Origin of the sequence: Kitasatospora sp. NPDC089797, from assembly GCF_040684795.1 — a bacterium.
Lineage (GTDB): Bacteria > Actinomycetota > Actinomycetes > Streptomycetales > Streptomycetaceae > Kitasatospora.
Genome location: NZ_JBFBGS010000071.1, coordinates 24,116 through 41,847, shown reverse-complemented (window position 1 = coordinate 41,847; position 17,732 = coordinate 24,116). Strand labels below are relative to the sequence as shown.

Below are 17,732 nucleotides of genomic sequence, written 5' to 3'. Positions count from 1 at the left end.
GGGGGGGGGGTGGCACCCCGACCCCCGCCGGGGGGGGGGGGCCCCCCGCCCCGGGGGCCGGGGGGCCCCCCCACCCCTGCGGTCCAGGCCCGAAGGAGGGGGGCCTAGCCGTACACCGAGCGGTAGTAGGCCGCCGCGCCCGGGTGCAGCGGGACGGCGCCGGTGGAGACGGCGAACCGGGGTTCCAGCCGGGCGCCCGCGGTCACCGAGCGCAGCAGGGTGGCCCACTGGTCGAAGAGGATGCCGAGCAGCCGCCGGACGTCGGCCTCGGGCACCGCGGGCCGGGCGGTGAGGTAGTTGCCGACGCCGAGGGTGGTGACCGGGGCGGGCAGGCCGTACGCGCCGGCGGGCAGGGTGACGGCGGTGTACACCGGGCCGTAGCGCTCCCGCAGGCGGGCGGCGACGGCGTCCAACGGGACGAACCGCAGCGGCAGTTCGCGGGCGAGCGCGGACACCGCGGGGGTCGGCACGCCGCCGGACCAGAACACCGCGTCGAGCGCGCCGGAGCGCAGCGCGTCGAGGGATTCGGCCAGCCCGAGCGCGTACGGCCGGACGTCGATCCCCGCCTGCCGCAGCAGCCGTCCGGCCGTCACCTGGTTGCCGGAACCGACCGCGCCGGTCGCCACCCGGCGGCCGGCCAGGTCGGCGAGTCCGCGCACCGGTCCGTCGGCGGGGGCCAGCAGGTGCAGGTAGTTGACGTACACCCGGGCCAGCGCGGCGAGGCCGATCGGGTGGTCGAAGGTGTCGTGGCCGAGCACCGCGTCCTCGGCCACGTCGGCGGTGGTCAGCGCGAGGTCGGCCGAACCGTCGGCGAGCATCTGGAGGTTGTCGACGCTGGCCGAGCTGCTCACCGGGGTGAGGGTGAGGTGTCCGCCCGCCGTGACGGCCTCGGTGAAGGAGCGGCCGAAGGCGTTGTACGGCCCGCCCTCGGGCCCGGTGGCCAGCCGCAGCGGGTGCGCCGGGCCGTCCCCGGTGGTGCAGCCGGCCGCGGAGCCGGCGGTGAGGGCCGCGCCCAGGGCGGCGCCCAGCAGGGTGCGGCGGCGCGGGGTGGCGGCGGTCATGGCACGGAAGGGTAGCCGGGGGCCGGAACGCGGACACCGTCGGGCCCCCGGTGGAACGGGGGCCCGACGGTGTCCGGCGGTGGGGCGTCGGTGCGTCAGGCGCGGGTGCCGCGCTTGCGGCGGGCGAGGTAGACCGCGCCCCCGCCGACCGCCAGCAGGGCGACGGCCGCGATCGCGATCGGGCCGGTGTCGGAGTTCGCGCCGGTCTCGGCCAGCGGCGGGCCGGAGACGGTGCTGGTGGCGCCGGCGACGGTGGTGCTGCCGGTGCTGCCGGTGCCGCCCGGGGTGGTGGCCGGGCCGGCCGGGGTGGTGCTGGGGCCGCCGGTGGGCTGGTCGCCGCCGGCCGGCTGGCCGGTGGCCGGGTCCAGGATCAGGGTGGCCGACTGCGGGCTCTTGAAGTCGAACATGCCCTCGATGGAGCCGGCGTGCTCGTCGAAGGAGGAGTCGCCGATCCGGCCGGTCTTCCAGTTGTCCTCGACGAAGCGCAGGACGGAGGACTGGTCGGTCCGGGTGTGGTCGACGAAGTTCGCCTTGGCGTACGGCGAGGCGACCAGCAGCGGCAGGCGCGGGCCGTAGCCGCAGCGGTCGGCGTAGCCGCCCCAGCCGGCGTCCTTGCCGCACTGGCCGACGCCGCCCAGGCTGTCGTTGGCCTTGTCGCTGGAGCCGTTGACCGGCTCGGCGAACTTGTGGTCGTACCAGCCGTCCGAGTCGTCGTAGGCGATGACGACGGCGGTGGAGGCCCAGTCCTTGGACTTCTGCAGCTTGTTCAGGGTGTCGACGACGAAGTGCTGCTCGTCCAGCGGGTCGGAGTAACCGGCGTGGCCGTCCTGGTAGTTGGCGGCCTTGAGGTAGCTGACGGCCGGCAGGTTCCCGCCCTGGAGGGCGGCGTCGAAGTCGGTCAGGTCGTACTGGTGGTTGGCCTGGCCGTTGTGGCCGATCTCGGCCACGTCCTTGGGCGCGAGGTGCTTCGGGTTCGCCGTGGACTTGTAGTACTGGAAGGGCTCGTGGTGCGGGTTGTAGTCGGTCTGCGAGGCGCCGACGATGTTGTTGTGCGCGGTGTCGCAGACGGCCTTGCCGTCCTTGGTGCCGGTCGGCTTGAAGCCGCCCTGGAACCAGCCCCAGCTGACGCCCTTGTCGTTGAGCAGGTCGCCGACGTTCCTGCCGGTCATGACCAGCTGGTTGTGCGCGGGGCTGGAGCACTCGTCGTAGCCCGGGTCCGGGTCGTTGATGACGGTGCCGACGCCCTTGGCGTCCGGGGAGGCGACCACGTAGGCGTCGGTGGTCTGCTGGCCGGTCTTCGGGTCGACCGGGTAGCCGCCGTGGGTCTGGCCCGAGACCAGGTTGATCGCGCCGGGCGTGGAGGGCCCGTAGTTGGTGCCGAAGGAGTTGTCGCTCATCGCGAAGCGCTGGGCGTAGTTCCACATGCCGGTGACGGTGTTGCCGTCGTAGTAGTCCATCACCAGGCCGGGCGCGGTGTACATCGGGGCCTTGCAGCTCTCGATGTCGGTGTGCTCGACGAACTTGTCCATCTTGCCGCCGTCGAAGGCGAGTTGTTCGTCCTTGTAGGTGTGGTCCTGGTCGCAGGTGACGGCCTGGGAGGGCGTCAGGCGCACCGGGTTGTTCCGGTTCGGGTTCTTGTGCAGCAGGTCGTCGCCGAGGCCGTCCACCGTGGGGGTGCCGGGCTTGGCGGTGAACTTCACCGTGTCGTCAGCGGTGTTGGCCGCGTTCGGGTAGGTGCCGAAGTAGTGGTCGAAGGAGACGTTCTCCTGGAATACCACCACCAGGTGCTTGATCGGGGTGGCGGTCTGCGGGCCGTCGGCCGCGAAGGCCGCCGGTGCACCGCCGAAGGCGGCCAGCGAGGCCGCGCCGATCAGGCCGGCACCGGAGCGGAGCCACCTGGTACGGCTGGGAACTGCGTGCATGGTCGGTTCCTCGGACGTCATCGTCATCAGTGTCATGAGTGGGGCCGTGACGCGCGTAGCTACGGGCGGCGCGGCGGCTAGACGCTAGAGCGTAGCGGTGAACACGGTTGACGAGTACATGTGAATACCTGGTGAACCGCCGGGGCACGGAACCCGGCACCCAGGCTGCCGACGGGCGGACAAGTCCGTTGAATGCCCGCCGAATCCGATGAATACGGGACGCGTTCCGAGGGTTTCAGGCCAGGAAGACCGCCTCCATCCCGGCCAGCACGGCGGTCAGCCCCTGTTCGAAGCCGTGGTCGAAGTCATCGAACATCACCCGGCCCGCCGCGGCGGCCAGCGGGTGGTCGGCGAGCCGTTCGGCCCGGGCCTCGACGTCGTAGCCCGCCTCCCCCCGGAACGGGTCGGGGCCCATCGCCTGTTCCTCGATGACGTAGCCGACGGTGTAGCTGTACGCGGTGTACCAGGCGCGGGCGGCGGCCTCCGGGGTGAAGCCGGCCCCGGTCAGCACGCGCAGCGCGGCGTCCAGGGCCGGGGCGTAGGAGGTGTCGGTGAACCGGGCGCCGCTGTAGACCCGGGCGCCGTCGCGGTAGCGCAGCAGCTCGCGGCGCAGGGTGCGCATGGTCGCGAGGTAGGTCTGCCGCCAGTCGTCCGCGGGCGGTGCGGGCGCGGCGGACATCCGGCGCATCATCTCGGTCGCCATCTCGTCGAGCAGCGCCTGTTTGTCCTTGAAGTGCCAGTACAGCGCGGGCGCCTTGACGTCCAGTTCGGCGGCGATCGCCCGCAGGGTCAGGCCGTCGAGGCCGACCCGGTCGAGCAGTCCCAGGGCGGTGTCGACGACCAGGGCGCGGTCGAGCTTGGGGGTTCGTTGCGGCGTCACGGTTGACAGTTTAACGCCGTTAAGTGCAAGCTGCGGACACCGGTTGCTTAACAACGTTAAGGGGGTTGTCGTGACCGATCACGACACGGATGTCCAGCAGGTCGACACGGACGTCCTGATCGTCGGCGCCGGGCCCACCGGCCTCGCCCTGGCCGTGGACCTCGCCCGGCAGGGCGTCGCCGCCCGGCTCGTCGAACGGGGGGCGGAGCTGTTCCCCGGCTCGCGCGGCAAGGGCCTCCAGCCGCGCACCCTGGAGGTGCTGGACGACCTCGGCGTGCTCGCGGAGATCCGCGCCACCGCCGGCCACTACCCGCCCAACCTGTTCTGGCGGGACGGCGAGCCGCAGGGCGAGCGCCGGATGTACGACCCGACCGAGCCCTCCGAGGCCGAGCCGTACACCGAGACCCTGATGCTGCCCCAGTGGCGCACCCAGCAGGTGCTGTACGGGCGGCTGCGGGACCTCGGCGGCGAGGTCGCCTTCGGGCGCGAACTGGTCTCCCTCGCCCAGGACGGGGCCGGGGTGACGGCCGGGTTCGCGGACGGGGGGCGGGTGCGGGCGCGCTACGCCGTCGCCGCCGACGGCGGGCGCTCCACGGTGCGCCGGCTGCTCGGGATCGCGATGACGGGGGAGACCGTCGACCCGGCGCCGATGCTGGTCGCGGACGTCCGGATCGACGGGCTCGCCCGCACCCACTGGCACGTGTTCCAGGCCGAGCAGGGCCTGCTGGCGCTCTGCCCGCTGGCCGGCACGGAGGAGTTCCAGCTGGTCGCCCGGTTCCCGGCGGGGCAGGCCGTCGACCCGACTCCGGACAGCATCCGCGCGCTGGTCGCCGAGCGCACCCACCTGACCGCCGACCAGGTCGCCGGGGTGGGCTGGACCTCCGAGTTCCGGCCGCGCGCGGCCCTCGCCGACCGCTTCCGGGAGGGCCGGGTGTTCCTCGCGGGCGACGCTGCCCACGTGCACTCCCCGGCGGGCGCCCAGGGCCTCAACACCAGTGTCCAGGACGCCTACAACCTGGGCTGGAAGCTGGCCGCGGTGCTCTCCGGCCGGGCGGACCGCGCCCTGCTGGACAGCTATCAGGAGGAGCGGCGGGCCAACGCGGAGGCGATGCTGAAGCTGTCCACCGGGGTCCACCGCGGCGAGGTGCGCCGCGGCCCGGCCACCCAGCAACTCGGCCTCGGCTACCGGGAGTCCGCGCTCGCGGTGGAGACCCGGGCGGACCTCCCGGCGGACGCCCTGCGGGCCGGGGACCGCGCCCCGGACGGCCGCCGCGGCGGCATCCGGCTGTTCGACGCCTTCCGGGGCCCGCACTGGACGCTGCTGGCCGTCGGCACCGACGCCGAACTCCCGGAGCTGGGTGTCCCGGTGGTCCGGATCCCGCCCTACGGGGCGTACGGCACCGGGGTGTTCCTGGTCCGGCCGGACGGTTACGTCGGCTGGGCCGGCCCGGACGCCACGGGCCTGGCGGAGTACGCGGCCCGGCACGGCGCCGCGCGGGGCTGAGGGCCGGGGCGGCGCCGTGCCGGGGGAGAGGCCGCGCGGGGCCGGGGGACCGGGGGCGGGCCGGTCGGGGAGTGCCCGCCCCCGGCCCCGGTCAGGCGGCGGCGCCCTCCGCCTGGACGCCCCGGAGTGCGGCCACCAGGGCGTCGACGTCCTGCACGGTGTTGTACAGCGCCAGCGAGGCCCGCGCCGCGCTCTGCAACCCGTAGGCGGCGAGGGCGGGTTGGGCGCAGTGGTGGCCGGCCCGGACGGCGATGCCCTGCCGGTCGAGCGCCCCGGCGAGGGCGATCGGGTCGGTCCCGGCGAGCAGGAAGGTGAACACGCCGATCCGCCCCGGGGCCTCACCGAGCAGCCGCAGCCCGGGCACCGTCCGCAGCGCCGCCAGGGCGTACCCGGTGAGCTGCTCCTCGTAGGCGGTGGCGGCCTGCCGGTCGAGCCCGGTGAGGTAGCGCAGGGCCGCCCGCAGCCCGGCGACCCCGCCGATGTGGCCGGTGCCGGCCTCCAGCCGGTGCGGCACGGGGGCGTAGCGGGTCTCCTCGAAGCTCACCGAGTCGATCATGTTGCCGCCGCCCTGCCACGGGGGCATGGCCTCCAGCAGCTCGCGCTTGCCGTACAGCGCGCCGATCCCGGTCGGGGCGAACACCTTGTGGCCGGAGAAGGCGTAGAAGTCGGCGTCCAGCGCGGTGACGTCCACCGGGAAGTGGGCCACCGCCTGGGCGCCGTCCACCAGCACCCTGGCGCCGTACCGGTGGGCCAGTGCCGTCATCTCGGCCACCGGCGGGACGGTCCCGAGCACGTTGGAGGCGTGGGTGAGCGCCACCAGCTTGGTGCGGAAGCCGAGCCGGTCCCGGTAGGCGTCCTGGTCCAGCTGCCCGTCGGGCAGCAGCGGGATCGGCACCACCCGGGCCCGGCGCTCCTTGGCGATCAGCTGCCAGGGCACCAGGTTGGAGTGGTGCTCGGCGGCGGAGACCAGGATCTCGTCGCCGACGCCCAGGTTGGCCCGGCCCCAGGTCTGGGCCACCAGGTTGACGGCCTCGGTGGTGCCCCGGACGAAGACGATCCCGTCCGGATCCGGCGCGCCGAGCACCTTGGCGGCCTCGGCGCGGCCCTCCTCGTAGATCTCGGTGGCCTGCTTGGCGAGGGTGTGGGCGCCGCGGTGGACGTTGGAGGTGCCCGCCGCGTAGTGCTCGCCGACCGCCTCGATCACCTGGCGGGGCTTGAGGGTGGTGGCGCCGTTGTCCAGCCAGACCAGGGGGCGGCCGTTCACCTCGCGGTGCAGCTGGGGGAAGTCCCGGCGGACGGCCTCGACGTCGAAGCCGCCGGCCGGTGCGACGGGCGGTGCGGTGGCCGGTGCGGCGGGCGCGGACGTCCGGTCGGCCCCGGTGGGCAGCCAGTACCGGGGGCCGCCGGCGGCATGGGCGAGGGCCCCGGGGAGCGGGGGCGGGAGGGCCGGTGCGCCGGCGGGGCGGCCGACCGCCGCCCCGGTGAGCCCGGTGCCGCGCCCGGATCCGTCAGGAGTAGTCATGGTAGGTGGACACCTCGACGTTCTGCAGCACGGCGACGGCGTCGTCCACCAGCGCGGCGGCGGAGAAGTAGGCGGTCACCAGGTAGGAGGTGATGGCCTGCCGGTCGACGCCCATCGCGCGCACCGCCAGGCCGGGCTCGACCTCGTCCGGGACCTTGGCGGGCCGCAGGCCCACCACGCCCTGGCGCTCCTCGCCGACCCGCATCAGCAGGATGTTGGTGGTGCCCGGCGCGGAGGTCGCCGAACCCTTGAGGTCCAGCTTGTCGGAGGGCAGCAGCGGCACCCCGCGCCAGGTCAGGAAGGGGCTGCCGAACAGCTCGACGATCTGCGGCGGCACCCCGCGCCGGGTGCACTCGCGGCCGAACGCGGCGATCGCCCGCGGGTGGGCCAGGAAGAACGCGGGCTGCTTCCAGACCCGGGTGAGCAGTTCGTCCAGGTCGTCCGGGGTGGGCGCGCCCCCGCGGGTGCGCACCCGCTGGGCCGGCGCCACGTTGCCGAGCAGGCCGTAGGTGGGGTGGTTGAGCATCTCCCACTCCTGGCGCTCGCGCAACGCCTCGACGGTCAGGCGGAGTTGGGCCTGCACCTGGTCCATGTCGGAGTTGTAGATGTCGGCGACCCGGGTGTGCACCTTGAGGACGGTCTGGGCGATGCTCAGCTCGTACTCGCGCGGGCTCTCCTCGTAGTCCACGAAGGTCTCCGGCAGGTACGGCTCGCCGGAGTGGCCGGACCGGAGGGCGATCGGGTGCTCGGGGCCGGCGGGGGCCTGGCCGGCCGTGAACTCGTCCAGCCGGGCGCGCAAGGCGGGCTCGCGGTCGGCGAGTTCGACCAGCGTCCGGCGGTCCAGCGACAGCACGGTACAGCCGGTGACGGCCTTCACCCGGTACGGCACGGTGGTGCCGGCGGCCCAGGCGGCGGCGTCGAAGACGTCCCCCTCGCCGAGCACGGCCAGCAGGGTGTCGTCGCCGTAGGCGTTGGTGGCGCGCTTCTCGGCCCGGCCGAAGGCGATCAGGTGCAGTTGCCCGGCCGGGGCGTCGGCGTCGGCGATCAGCTCGCCGGCCGCGACCTCGCGCTCGGTGAAGGCGGCCGCGAGCGCGGTCAGCACCGGGCCGTCGACCTGGCTGAGGACGGCCACCTCGCGCAGGTCCTCGGGGATCACCCGGGTGCTGCCGTCACCGTCGACGTAGGTGGCGACCAGGCCGTCGCCGAGCATGAAGCCCCGGCGGCGGTTGACCCGGTAGACGCCGGCCTCCAGGTCGACCCAGGGGAGCGCCCGGAGCAGGTAGCGCGGGGTGGTGCCGAGCATCTGCGGCACGGTCTTGGTGGTGGTGGCGAGGTTGCGGGCGGCGGCGGTACTGAGGCTCTGCTGGCTGGGCTGGCTCTGCGGAACGGCCTCGGTGGTCACGACTGGTCCCCTCTGCGGCAGGTGTGGGAGGACGGGGCCGACGCTGCGTCGGACCGCCCTGCCGATTCTTGCCGCAGGGATCCTGTGTCATGAGCACGTTTGGGAGCTCCGGATAGCGGACAGCCACTGCACAAATGTGCTAATCCCGGTCGCCAAACTCACTCGATCGGGTGACGTTCGTATAAGCGGCGGCGATCCCGGCGAAAGCAGGGCTTGGAAGCACGGGGGGCGGCTCGGGGCGTGCCCCGACCCGCCCGCGCGCGCCCTCCGGGCCCACCGTGCCGCCACCCCGGCGCTGCCGCGGCGTCGCCGAGGCTCAGGGGTAGATCGCGATGCGCGGCTCGACCGTCCCCCGGGCCGGGCCGTGGAGCGCGGTGAGCCGGTAGCCCTCGGTGAGGGTGTGGCCGGAGTGCAGGACGATCTTCGCCGGGGGCAGCGCGGTGTAGAGCGTGCCGGTCTGGCTGGCCAGCGGCACGGTGTGCCAGCGGCCGTCCGTGCCCAGCTGCTCCAGCCGGAAGTCCGCGGCGCTGAGGTACGGGCCCCGGTCGGGGGACTCCAGCAGGACCTGCGGGGCGACCGTCTGGTCCCCCGGGGTGTCGTTGCGGTACTGGAACGTGATCCGCTGGGGCGACCGGTCGGTCGGCAGTGCGGAGTCGGGCAGGTCCACGAAGCGCACCGGCGCGGCGGCGGCCCGGCCGGTCGTGACGGCCGTGGCGGCCGTGGCGGCCGGGGGTGCGGAGGCCGCCTGCGCGGGCGCGGTGAGCGCCGCGGTGGGCAGGACGGCGAGGGCGGCGGCGGTCAGCACCAGAACCCGACGGGGGATCGTCCTGGTCGGCATGGCGCCTCCTTCGGTCGAGGGGCGGCTGGGGGCCGGTCGCCCGGCGGACGGTGTCCGCGGGGCCACGGACCGTGGCCGGCCGGGCGGTTCGTACTCCACCACCTTGCACGTGCCCGGCGGATGGCGCATCCGCCGGGCACGGGACCCCTCTCGCGGGGGGGGGGGGAATCGCTCAGGGCGACTACTTGGCGCCGAAGGCCTTCTCGATGTCCTCGACGACCTTCTCCGCCGCGATCGGGCCGGAGCTGCTGCTCCACACCTGGCCGTCCACCCCGGCGACCCTGTCGGCGCCGACCGCCTTGAGGCGGGTGAAGGCGGGCTGGCTGCGGGCGGTCTCCAGGGCCTTCTCGCCCTCGGCGTTCAGGGTGGCGACGAACACCCGGTCCGCGTCGGCCTTGTTGAGGTTCTCCAGCGACAGCGGGTCGGAGTGCGGCTGGGCGCCCAGGTCGTCGGCGATCGGCAGGGTGGCGGCGCCGGCCTTCTTCAGCATCTCGCCGGGCATGTTGGTGGTGTTCATCACGATCGGGCCGCTGGGCATCCAGCGCATCACCACGGCGGAGCCGGACTTGCCCTCGCCCGCCTTGGCGGCGCGCTTGTCCAGGGCGTCGAGCTTGGCCGTCAGCTGGTCCTTGTGCCCGAGCGCGTCACCGTAGACGCCCAGCACCGAGCGCCAGTCGCCGCTCTTGGGCACCACCGTCGGCGCCACCGCCGCGAGCTGCTCGTACTGGGACTTCTCGACGCTGGAGGAGGTCAGGATGAGGTCCGGGTTCGCCTTCAGGACGGCCTCGATGTTGGGCTCCTTGACGGTGGCCACCAGCGGGATGCCGTCGGCCTTCAGGTAGCCCGGCGCGGTGGTGCCGCCCCGGCTGGAGCTGGTGCCCACCGGGGTGAAGCCGAGCGAGAGCGCGGTGTCCAGGGCGGTGTCGCCGAGCGCGACGATCCGCTTGGCCTCGGCCGGGACCTCGACCGTGCCGAAGGCGGTCTCGATGCCGCGCTTGCCGCCCTTGGCGGCCGTCGTCGAGGAGTCGCCGCCACCCGCCGAGTCCTTGGAGCCCGAGGAGCCGCACGCGGTCAGGCCCAGGGAGAGGGCGCCGGCCACGGCCGCACCGAGCAGGGTCTTGGTAAAGCGGGTGCCAAGCATGGACATTCTCCGGGTAATGGTAGTTTACGGACGAATTGATTATGAGGTTAGCCTAACCATAGGCAAAACCCTGACGGGGAGAACCGGTGTGACGTTCCGATCACTACTGCTGCGCGGCCTGATACCCGCCGCCGCCGCGCTGCTCGTTGCGGTCCTGGCGAGCCTGTTGCTCGGCGCGGGCGACGTGGGACCGTCACGGGCCCTCGCCACCCTGCTCGGTGACGGCGACTCCGACTCCCGCTTCACCGTGTTCGAACTGCGCGCCCCCCGCACCGCCGTGGCCGTGGCCGTCGGCCTCGCCCTCGGCGTGGCGGGCACCGTCCTCCAGGCCGCCGCCCGCAACCCGCTGGCCGAACCCGGGCTGCTCGGCGTCAGCACCGGAGCCTCCTTCGCCGTCGTGGTCGCCCTCGTGCTCGGCGCCAGCGCGGCGAGCGTCGGCCCGTACGTCGCCGTGCTCGGCGCCGCGGCCGGCTGCCTGCTCGCCCTGGGCGCCGCCCGGCTGCGCGGCGCCGGCGACGACCCGGTCCGGCTGGTCCTCGCCGGGGCCGCGCTCAGCGGACTGATGAACGCCGGCTCCTCGGTGCTGCTGCTCACCGACGCCCGGGCCGCCGACGAGATCCGGTTCTGGACCATCGGCTCGGTCGCCGGCCGCGGCACCGACCAACTCCTCGCCGTGCTCCCGGTCCTGGGACTCGGCCTGCTGCTCGCGGCGGTCTCCGGCCCGGCCCTGACCGCGCTCAGCCTCGGCGACGACGTCGCCACCGGCCTCGGCCACAAGCCCCGGCGGACCCGCGCCCTCGCGGTGGCCGCCGTCGCGCTGCTGGTCGGCGCCGCCACCGCGATCGCCGGGCCGGTCTCCTTCGTCGGCCTGGTCGTGCCGTTCGCCGCCCGGGCGCTGGTCGGCCCCGACCTGCGCCGGCTGCTCGCCGTCTCCGCGCTGCTCGGCCCGGCCGTGGTGCTGCTCGCCGATGTGGCCTCCCGGCTGTTCGCCCGCCCGTACGAGATGCCGCTCGGGGTGATGACCGCACTGTGCGGCGCCCCCGTCCTGGTCGCCGTCGTCCGCTCGCACAGGATGCCCGCACTGTGACTCCTCCCACCCCCACGCCCGACGCCCTGAAGGCCCCGGCCGCGCGACCGGTGCCGGTGCCGCCCGGCACCCGGCTGCTCGCCCTCGGCGGCCGCTCCGTGCTGCTCCCGGTCCGTCCGCTGCTCGGCAGCCTCGCCCTGCTGGCCGTCGTGGTCGTGGTGACCGCGGTCGCGCTGGCCGTCGGCGAGACCCACCTCAACCCGGTCGACGCGCTGCGCGCCGCCTTCGGCAGCGGCACCCCGCGGGACGTACTGCTGGTGGAGAAGCTGCGGCTGCCCCGGGCCGAGGCCGGACTGGCCGTCGGCGCCGCGCTGGGCGTGGCCGGCTGCCTGATGCAGACCCTCGCCCAGAACCGGCTCGCCACCCCGGACACCGTCGGCTTCAACAACGGCGCCACCGCCTTCGCGGTCGCCTCCGTCACCGGCACCGCCACCCAACTGCTGCCCTCCGCCGCCGCACTGGTCGGCGCCGCGACCGCCGCCGCGCTCGCCTTCGCGCTCGGCGGCGGGGCCGGCCGCAACGGCTACCGCTTCCTGGTGGTCGGCCTCGGCGTCGGCGCGGTGTTCGGCGCGGTCACCAACCTGATGCTCTCCCGGGCCGCCATCGACTCCGCCAACGCCGCCTACGCCTGGACGGTCGGCACCCTCAACGGCCGCTCCGCCGAAGCCGTCGGGTACCTCCAACTCGGCCTGCTGCTCTGCATCCCGGCCGGGATGCTGCTCGGCCGCCGACTCGCCCTGCTGCGCTTCTCCGACGCCGTCGCCACCGGGCTGGGCGTCCGGGTGCGCGGGCTGCGGGTCTCGGTGCTGCTGGTCGCGGTGGTCTGCGCGGGCCTGGCGGTCGCCGTCTCCGGCCCGCTCGGCATGATCGCCCTCGCCGCGCCCGAGGCCGCCCGCCGGATCGCCGGGCCGCGCTCGGTGCCGGTGCTCACCTCGGCCGCCGCCGGGGCCGCCCTCACCCTGGTCGCCGACCTGATCGGCCGCACCGTCCTGTCGCCCCTGGAGGTGCCCGCCGGACTGGTCACCGCCGTCGTCGGCGGCCCGTACCTGCTCTGGCTGCTGCTCACCACCCGTCCCCGGAGGACCGCATGACCGCCCGCACCGCCACCGCCCCGGCGCCCCGGCTGGAGACTGCGGGGCTCACCCTCGGCCACGACCGCACCCCGGTGGTGCACGACCTGGACCTCCGGCTGCCGCCCGGGCAGGTCACCGTGATCGTCGGCCCGAACGGCTGCGGCAAGTCCACCCTGCTCGGCGGCCTGGCCCGGACCGTCGCCCCGCGCTCCGGCGCGGTGCTGCTCGACGGCAAGCCGCTCGGCTCGCTCCCCACCCGCGCGATCGCCCGGATCGTCGGCCTGCTGCCGCAGTCCGCCACCGCCCCCGACGGGCTGACCGTCCGGGACCTGGTCCGCTACGGCCGCCAGCCGCACCAGGGCCTGCTGCGCCAGTGGTCCGCCGCCGACGCGGAGGCGGTCGAGCACGCGCTCACCGCGGCCGACCTGCACGAGCTGGCCGACCGCCCGCTGGACACCCTCTCCGGCGGCCAGCGCCAGCGCGCCTGGATCGCGATGGCCGTCGCCCAGGACACCGACATCCTGATGCTGGACGAGCCCACCTCGGCACTCGACATGGGCCACGCCCTGGAGGTGCTGGAGATGGTCCGCGGGCTGACCGGCCGCGGCCGCACCGTCGTGCTGGTGCTGCACGACCTCACCACCGCCTGCCGCTACGCCGACCACATGGTCGCCATGCGCGAGGGCCGGATCGCCGCCCAGGGCGCGCCGCGCGACATCGTCACCCCGGAGCTGGTGCGCGAGCTGTACGGGGTGGAGAGCGCGATCCTCACCGACCCGGTGCACGGCACCCCGGTGGTCTGCCCGGTCGGCCTGGCGCCCCGGTCCTAGCCGGCGGGCGCGGCGCCGTCACCAGGTGACCGGCAGCTCCGCCAGGCCGCCGGTCAACTGGCTCTCCTTCCAGCGGAGTTCTGACTCCGGCACGGCCAGTCGGAGCCCGGGCAGCCGCCGGAACAGCAGCTCGAACACCACCTCCAGCTCCAACCGGGCCAGGCTCGCCCCGACGCACAGGTGCGGTCCGGCGCCGAAGGCGGTGTGCGGCGGGGGCGGGCCGACCCCCTCGAAGCGCTCGGGGTGGTAGCGGTCGGGGTCGAAGCGGTCCGGGTCCGGGTAGGCCGTCGGGTCCAGACAGGCCGGGCCGTTGGCGAACAGCACCAGGTCCCCGGCGGCGATCCGGCCGTCCCCGGTGTCGACGTCGACCACCGCCCAGCGCCAGACCAGCCCCAGGTCCGGCTGGCCGACCCGCAGCAGTTCCTCCACCGTGGCGGCCCGCCGCGCGGGGTCGGCCGACAGCGCCCGGAGCCGCTCGGGGCGGGCGAGCAACTGGAGCACCCCGGTGCCGATCCTGGTCACGGTGGTGACGTGACCGGCGAACAGCAGGGCGACCGCCCACAGCACCGAGAGGTTCGCGTCGATCAGGCCCTCGTCCTGCGCCCGCACCAGGTCGGTGAGGACGTCCGCGGCGGGCGCGGCGCGCTTGCGCTCCATCAGCGCGCGCACGTAGTCGTTGAGCCGCCCGAGCGCCGTCCAGACCCGCTCGGGTTCGGCGAGGTACACCACGTCGGCGGTCCACCGCCGGAACTCCGCCCGGTCCTCGGACGGGACGCCGAGCAGCTCGCACACCACGTCGACGGGCAGCGGTTCGGCGAGCAGCGCGTGCAGGTCGGCCGGGGGGCCGGCGGCCACCAGGCGGTCGATCCGGTGCGCCGCGAGCTCCTCGATCCGCGGCCGCAGCGCCCGGACCCGGCGCACGGACAGCGAGTTGGCGGTGACCCGGCGCAGGACCCGGAACTCCTCCTCCAACCGTTCGTGGTCGGTGCCCTGCGGGCCGTAGAACTGCCCGGTCGCGGAGAGCACGGGCGCCGCGGGCGGGTCGGGGTGGGCCCGGCCGAAGCGGTCGTCCGAGAGCATCCGGACGACGTCCTCGCGCCGGGTGACCAACCAGGCCGGGTGCCCGGCGAAGGTGCGCACCCGGGCGATCCCGCCGGACTCCTGGAGGGCGCGGAACTCCGGGGCCGCGGTCATCGGATCGGGCCGGTGGAAGGGGAGTTGCTTCGACATGGTCACCAGCCCCGGTCGTGCGGTCGCCGTTCCCGGCAGGGTACCGACCGGGCCGCCCGCGCGGCCGGTACCACCGGGGTGTGGCGGGTGTGCGCCCCGGGGCGCCCGGGGCGGTGGTCCGCGCCCGGCAGATCCGGGCGCGGCACCTTCAGCGCCCGTCGGTCCGGTACCCGTCAGCCCAGCGGGCGGCAGAGCAGCGCGTCCGGGACGCCGTACTCGAGCCACCGCCAGGTGTCGGCCACCCCGGCCAGGTACTCGCCGTCGGCGCACTGGCCCTTGTAGCTGCCCGGCGCCCAGTCGCTCCCGGCCGAGCCGCCGGTGCCGGGCCGGTTGTCGCCGTGGTCGAACCAGACCGTGCGGCCGCCGGTCGGCAGGGCGCCGGCGGCCGGGGCGCAGAGCAGCGCGGCCATCGCGTTGCCGTGCACGGCGTAGCCCACCGCGAAACTGCCGTCCGGGCACTGGAGCTTGTCGTAGCCGGACGCCCAGTCGCCCCCGGTGACGTAGCGCTGGTCGGTGACGGTCACCCAGTCCCCGGCACCGACGGCGGGCTGCCCGGCGTCGGTGCACAGGCCCCGGCTGCTGCCCCGGCCGAGACCGGTCAGGCGCTGGCCGTCCGGGCAGTCGCCCTTGCGGTTGCCGGGGCTCCAGTCGGGCCGGTCCAGCATGCGGGCGGACACGTTCTGGTCGGCGTGGTCGAGGTCGAGCATGTTCCAGCGGGCGACCGGGGCGACCCGGCCGGTGCGGGAGGGGGCGTCGACCAGCTTGTGCCAGTCGGCGGCGCGCCAGTCCCCGGGGTCGTCCAGGCCGAGTTGCCGGCCGGCGGTGTCGTAGGAGAGCAGCGCCCAGGAGTCGTTCGGCACGCCGTCGTGCTGCCAGCCGACCAGCGGCCAGATCGCGAAGTCGGTGTCGGTGGAGGCCAGCAGGTCGGTGAAGCGGTCGAACCAGGCCTGTTCCCGGCCGTCGGTCGAGCCGCGGCCGGCGGCGCCGAACTCGCTGACCCAGACCGGGGCGGTGAAGTGCCGGCCGGACCGGGTGACGAACAGCGCCTGCTGGTCGACCACTTGGGCGAGCTGGTCGGGGGTGAAGTCCTCGTAGCGCGGATCGCCGGTGGCGCCCGGGCTGCCGGTGGCCGCGCCGGTGTTGGCCGGGCCGGTGTAGGCGTAGAAGTGGGCGGAGTAGACCAGCTTGTCGGACCGGACCAGGGTGTTGGACAGGGTCTCCACCGGGGTGAGCAGCGGGCGGCCGTGGGGGAGTCCGGCGGCGGGGATGCCGTACCAGTTGATGCCCTCCATGATGACCAGCAGGTCCGGGTCGGCCTGCAGGATCGCGTTCCCGGCCTCCTCGAAGGCCGCGTACGCGTCGTGGCTGTCGCCCAGGCCCCAGTTGGGGTCGTCCCAGGTGTCCCGGCGGACCTCGTTGCGCAGGTCCGCGCCCACGACCCGCTTGTTCGCCCGGTAGCGCCGGGTCATGAACAGCCAGTCGTCCTCCCACTGCTGGGTGCTCTGGCCGCTGTTCCAGCGCTCGTTGCCGTCCAGTCCGCAGCAGAACCGGTAGCCGGTGGTGTGGTTGTTGAGGATGACCGCGAACCCGTCGGCGGTCAGCGCGGCCACCACGGCGTCGTAGACCTCCAGCGGGGTCATCCCCCGGAGCCGGGGGTTGGCGGCGACGGCGACGTCGGGCACGGTGCCGGTGTCGTGGATCAGCGCGTCGGCGAACGGCAGCCGGATCGCGTTCAGGCCCAGGCCGTGGAAGCCCGCCAGGATCCGGTCGATCGGTGCCCGGTCCAGGCCGAGCGGGAGGTTGTAGGAGACCTGGCCGGCCTGGTTGTCCGCCGGGTCGGTGGTCGGGCCGCTGCCCTCCCAGGTGCCCTGGGCGCCGGACCAGTTGCCGGCCCTGAGCTTGAACCGGTCGCCGTTCGCGTCGACCACGTACCGGCCGCGGGTGCTCAGCGGGCCGGTCCAGGAGGCGGCGAGTCGGGCGCCGGCGGGCGCCGGCGCGGGGAGGGCGGCGCGCGCGGGCGGGGCGGTGGTCACGAGGGCGGCCAGCAGGGCCGCCACCGCGAGCACGGCGGTGCGGGCTCTTCGAAGAGGGGTCACGGATGCTCCGGCGGGGGGTGACGGCGGCCAGGGGTTGTCGACGGTACGTCAAGAACACCGCTCGGGACGAGACCGCGGACAGCACCGAGCGGCGCAGCCCCCGTCGAAGGGGACTGCGCCGCTCGGTGTCGGCGCGCGGGCCGGTGGCTGCCGGGCTCGCGTCTCCGGTCGCCGACCGCGCCGGCCGGGAGGCCTACTCGAACTCGGTGCGGGCGATCAGGCCGTGCCAGGTGTTCCGTCCGACCAGGCCGTCCACGCCGCCGGCGTCCGAGAACTTGCGCTGGTAGGCCACGACCGCGTCGTAGGTCTTGCCGCCGAAGTCGCCGTCCACGAAGGTGGCGACGTCCTGGCTCGCGACGAGACCCAGCTGTACGAGGTCGGACTGCAGCTCCTTGACGCAGACGCCGCCCGAGCCCTTGCCGAGCGTCACGTCCGGGAGGTCCCAGCCCAGGTAGTGGTAGCTGCCGACCTCCTGCATGCAGGACTGCCAGTAGCCGGTCTGCGCCTGGGCCGGCGTCGCGGTCAGTCCGGCGACGGCTGCCACCACCGCGCCGAGCATGGCGGTGTTCCGTACGGCACGCCTGCCTGCTGCCTTCATGGGTCTGCCCTTCGAGTGGTGGGTGGGCCGGACGGTTCCCGGGTCGGCCGTCGGGGCTGCCCGGAACGGTCGGTCGTCCGACCCCGGCCCGCGTGGTTCGGGTGCTGGAGCTGTTCCCAGGGGGCCTGGGACGGGATCAGTTGGCGACGAAGCGCAGCACGGGCCAGGTGTCGGGGCCGACGAAGCCGTCCGGGGTCAGGCTCTCCTCGCGCTGGACGACGCGAAGGGCGTCCTGGGTCTTCGGCCCGTAGTAGCCGTCCACGGTCAGGTTGCTGCCGATCGTGTTGAGCAGGCACTGCGCCTCGACGGTGGTCCAGCTGAAGGTGGACGGGGACGGGGTGTCGGTGTAGCCGTTGTAGAAGCCGAAGTGCTTGTCCGACTCGGAGGGCTTGAACGGCGCGCCACCCTGCTCGTACTCGTGGCCGGCGCAGCTGATCGAGGTCGCCGCCGACGCGGTGCCGGCGGTGGCGATGCCGCCGGTGGCGAGGAGCAGGCTCGCGGCCGCCGCGAGAGCGGCCTTCTTCATGATGGTCATCGCAATCCTCCGT

15 protein-coding genes are annotated in these 17,732 nt (G+C 74.6%); 4 read left to right on the top strand and 11 right to left on the bottom strand.

The window, feature by feature from the left end:
* Positions 1–104: 104 nt before the first annotated feature.
* From AB0O91_RS37700 to AB0O91_RS37690, 3 genes are all read right to left on the bottom strand, one after another.
* Positions 105–1,061 carry a TAXI family TRAP transporter solute-binding subunit gene (locus tag AB0O91_RS37700; RefSeq protein WP_363443063.1) on the bottom strand — a complete coding sequence of 319 codons (957 nt, stop codon included), beginning with the start codon at positions 1,059–1,061 and terminating at the stop codon, positions 105–107.
* Between the two features lie 95 nt (positions 1,062–1,156).
* Entirely contained in the window at positions 1,157–2,983 is a 1,827-nt protein-coding gene (locus AB0O91_RS37695; RefSeq protein ID WP_363443061.1) for an alkaline phosphatase family protein, read from the bottom strand.
* A gap of 235 nt (positions 2,984–3,218) precedes the next feature.
* Positions 3,219–3,863 (bottom strand): TetR/AcrR family transcriptional regulator C-terminal domain-containing protein, encoded by a 645-nt coding sequence (locus AB0O91_RS37690; RefSeq protein WP_363443059.1) that lies wholly within the window; start codon positions 3,861–3,863, stop codon positions 3,219–3,221.
* Positions 3,864–3,933: 70 nt separating this feature from the next.
* Between AB0O91_RS37690 and AB0O91_RS37685 the strand changes: the two genes are divergently transcribed.
* Positions 3,934–5,367 (top strand): FAD-dependent monooxygenase, encoded by a 1,434-nt coding sequence (locus AB0O91_RS37685; RefSeq protein ID WP_363443057.1) that lies wholly within the window; start codon positions 3,934–3,936, stop codon positions 5,365–5,367.
* A 91-nt stretch (positions 5,368–5,458) separates the two neighbouring features.
* On the opposite strand, the gene AB0O91_RS37680 is transcribed toward AB0O91_RS37685, so the two are convergent.
* From AB0O91_RS37680 to AB0O91_RS37665, 4 genes are all read right to left on the bottom strand, one after another.
* Positions 5,459–6,889, bottom strand: a complete 1,431-nt coding sequence (locus AB0O91_RS37680) for a SufS family cysteine desulfurase (RefSeq protein ID WP_363443055.1) — start codon at positions 6,887–6,889, stop codon at positions 5,459–5,461.
* Entirely contained in the window at positions 6,876–8,291 is a 1,416-nt protein-coding gene (locus tag AB0O91_RS37675) for a family 2B encapsulin nanocompartment shell protein (RefSeq protein WP_363443053.1), read from the bottom strand. The genes AB0O91_RS37680 and AB0O91_RS37675 overlap by 14 nt, the downstream gene beginning before the upstream one ends.
* A gap of 316 nt (positions 8,292–8,607) precedes the next feature.
* Complete coding sequence (locus AB0O91_RS37670) at positions 8,608–9,129, bottom strand: signal peptide protein (RefSeq protein ID WP_363443051.1); 522 nt, start codon at positions 9,127–9,129, stop codon at positions 8,608–8,610.
* Positions 9,130–9,310: 181 nt separating this feature from the next.
* Positions 9,311–10,276, bottom strand: a complete 966-nt coding sequence (locus tag AB0O91_RS37665) for an iron-siderophore ABC transporter substrate-binding protein (protein WP_363443049.1) — start codon at positions 10,274–10,276, stop codon at positions 9,311–9,313.
* Positions 10,277–10,358: 82 nt separating this feature from the next.
* Between AB0O91_RS37665 and AB0O91_RS37660 the strand changes: the two genes are divergently transcribed.
* Genes AB0O91_RS37660 through AB0O91_RS37650 form a run of 3 tightly spaced genes read left to right on the top strand, consistent with a single transcriptional unit; the run spans position 10,359 to position 13,260 of the window.
* The gene (locus tag AB0O91_RS37660) at positions 10,359–11,357 is read left to right on the top strand and encodes an iron ABC transporter permease (RefSeq protein ID WP_363443047.1); all 999 of its coding nucleotides are present in this window, start codon (positions 10,359–10,361) and stop codon (positions 11,355–11,357) included.
* Positions 11,354–12,448: an iron ABC transporter permease gene (locus tag AB0O91_RS37655; RefSeq protein ID WP_363443045.1), complete on the top strand. Its 1,095-nt coding sequence runs from the start codon at positions 11,354–11,356 to the stop codon at positions 12,446–12,448. The genes AB0O91_RS37660 and AB0O91_RS37655 overlap by 4 nt, the downstream gene beginning before the upstream one ends.
* On the top strand, positions 12,445–13,260 hold the full coding sequence (locus tag AB0O91_RS37650) for an ABC transporter ATP-binding protein (RefSeq protein ID WP_363443043.1): 816 nt from the start codon (positions 12,445–12,447) through the stop codon (positions 13,258–13,260). Before AB0O91_RS37655 ends, AB0O91_RS37650 begins: the two co-directional genes overlap by 4 nt.
* Positions 13,261–13,278: 18 nt before the next feature.
* Here the strand turns inward: AB0O91_RS37650 and AB0O91_RS37645 are convergent, their stop codons facing one another.
* From AB0O91_RS37645 to AB0O91_RS37630, 4 genes are all read right to left on the bottom strand, one after another.
* Positions 13,279–14,490, bottom strand: a complete 1,212-nt coding sequence (locus AB0O91_RS37645; protein WP_363443067.1) for a cytochrome P450 — start codon at positions 14,488–14,490, stop codon at positions 13,279–13,281.
* Between the two features lie 173 nt (positions 14,491–14,663).
* A complete protein-coding gene (locus AB0O91_RS37640) occupies positions 14,664–16,586 on the bottom strand; it encodes a cellulase family glycosylhydrolase (RefSeq protein ID WP_363443041.1) in 1,923 nt (640 codons plus the stop codon).
* 193 nt (positions 16,587–16,779) lie between these two features.
* On the bottom strand, positions 16,780–17,184 hold the full coding sequence (locus AB0O91_RS37635) for a peptidoglycan-binding domain-containing protein (RefSeq protein WP_363443039.1): 405 nt from the start codon (positions 17,182–17,184) through the stop codon (positions 16,780–16,782).
* Between the two features lie 136 nt (positions 17,185–17,320).
* Positions 17,321–17,719 carry a peptidoglycan-binding domain-containing protein gene (locus AB0O91_RS37630; protein WP_363443037.1) on the bottom strand — a complete coding sequence of 133 codons (399 nt, stop codon included), beginning with the start codon at positions 17,717–17,719 and terminating at the stop codon, positions 17,321–17,323.
* Positions 17,720–17,732 lie beyond the last annotated feature (13 nt).

Coding starts and splice junctions, on each gene's coding strand:
- AB0O91_RS37700 (WP_363443063.1), bottom strand. CDS start 1,061: ATGACCGCCGCCACCCCGCGCCGCCGCACCCTGCTGGGCGCCGCCCTG.
- AB0O91_RS37695 (WP_363443061.1), bottom strand. CDS start 2,983: ATGCACGCAGTTCCCAGCCGTACCAGGTGGCTCCGCTCCGGTGCCGGC.
- AB0O91_RS37680 (WP_363443055.1), bottom strand. CDS start 6,889: ATGACTACTCCTGACGGATCCGGGCGCGGCACCGGGCTCACCGGGGCG.
- AB0O91_RS37670 (WP_363443051.1), bottom strand. CDS start 9,129: ATGCCGACCAGGACGATCCCCCGTCGGGTTCTGGTGCTGACCGCCGCC.
- AB0O91_RS37665 (WP_363443049.1), bottom strand. CDS start 10,276: ATGTCCATGCTTGGCACCCGCTTTACCAAGACCCTGCTCGGTGCGGCC.
- AB0O91_RS37650 (WP_363443043.1), top strand. CDS start 12,445: ATGACCGCCCGCACCGCCACCGCCCCGGCGCCCCGGCTGGAGACTGCG.
- AB0O91_RS37645 (WP_363443067.1), bottom strand. CDS start 14,490: ATGTCGAAGCAACTCCCCTTCCACCGGCCCGATCCGATGACCGCGGCC.
- AB0O91_RS37635 (WP_363443039.1), bottom strand. CDS start 17,184: ATGAAGGCAGCAGGCAGGCGTGCCGTACGGAACACCGCCATGCTCGGC.
- AB0O91_RS37630 (WP_363443037.1), bottom strand. CDS start 17,719: ATGACCATCATGAAGAAGGCCGCTCTCGCGGCGGCCGCGAGCCTGCTC.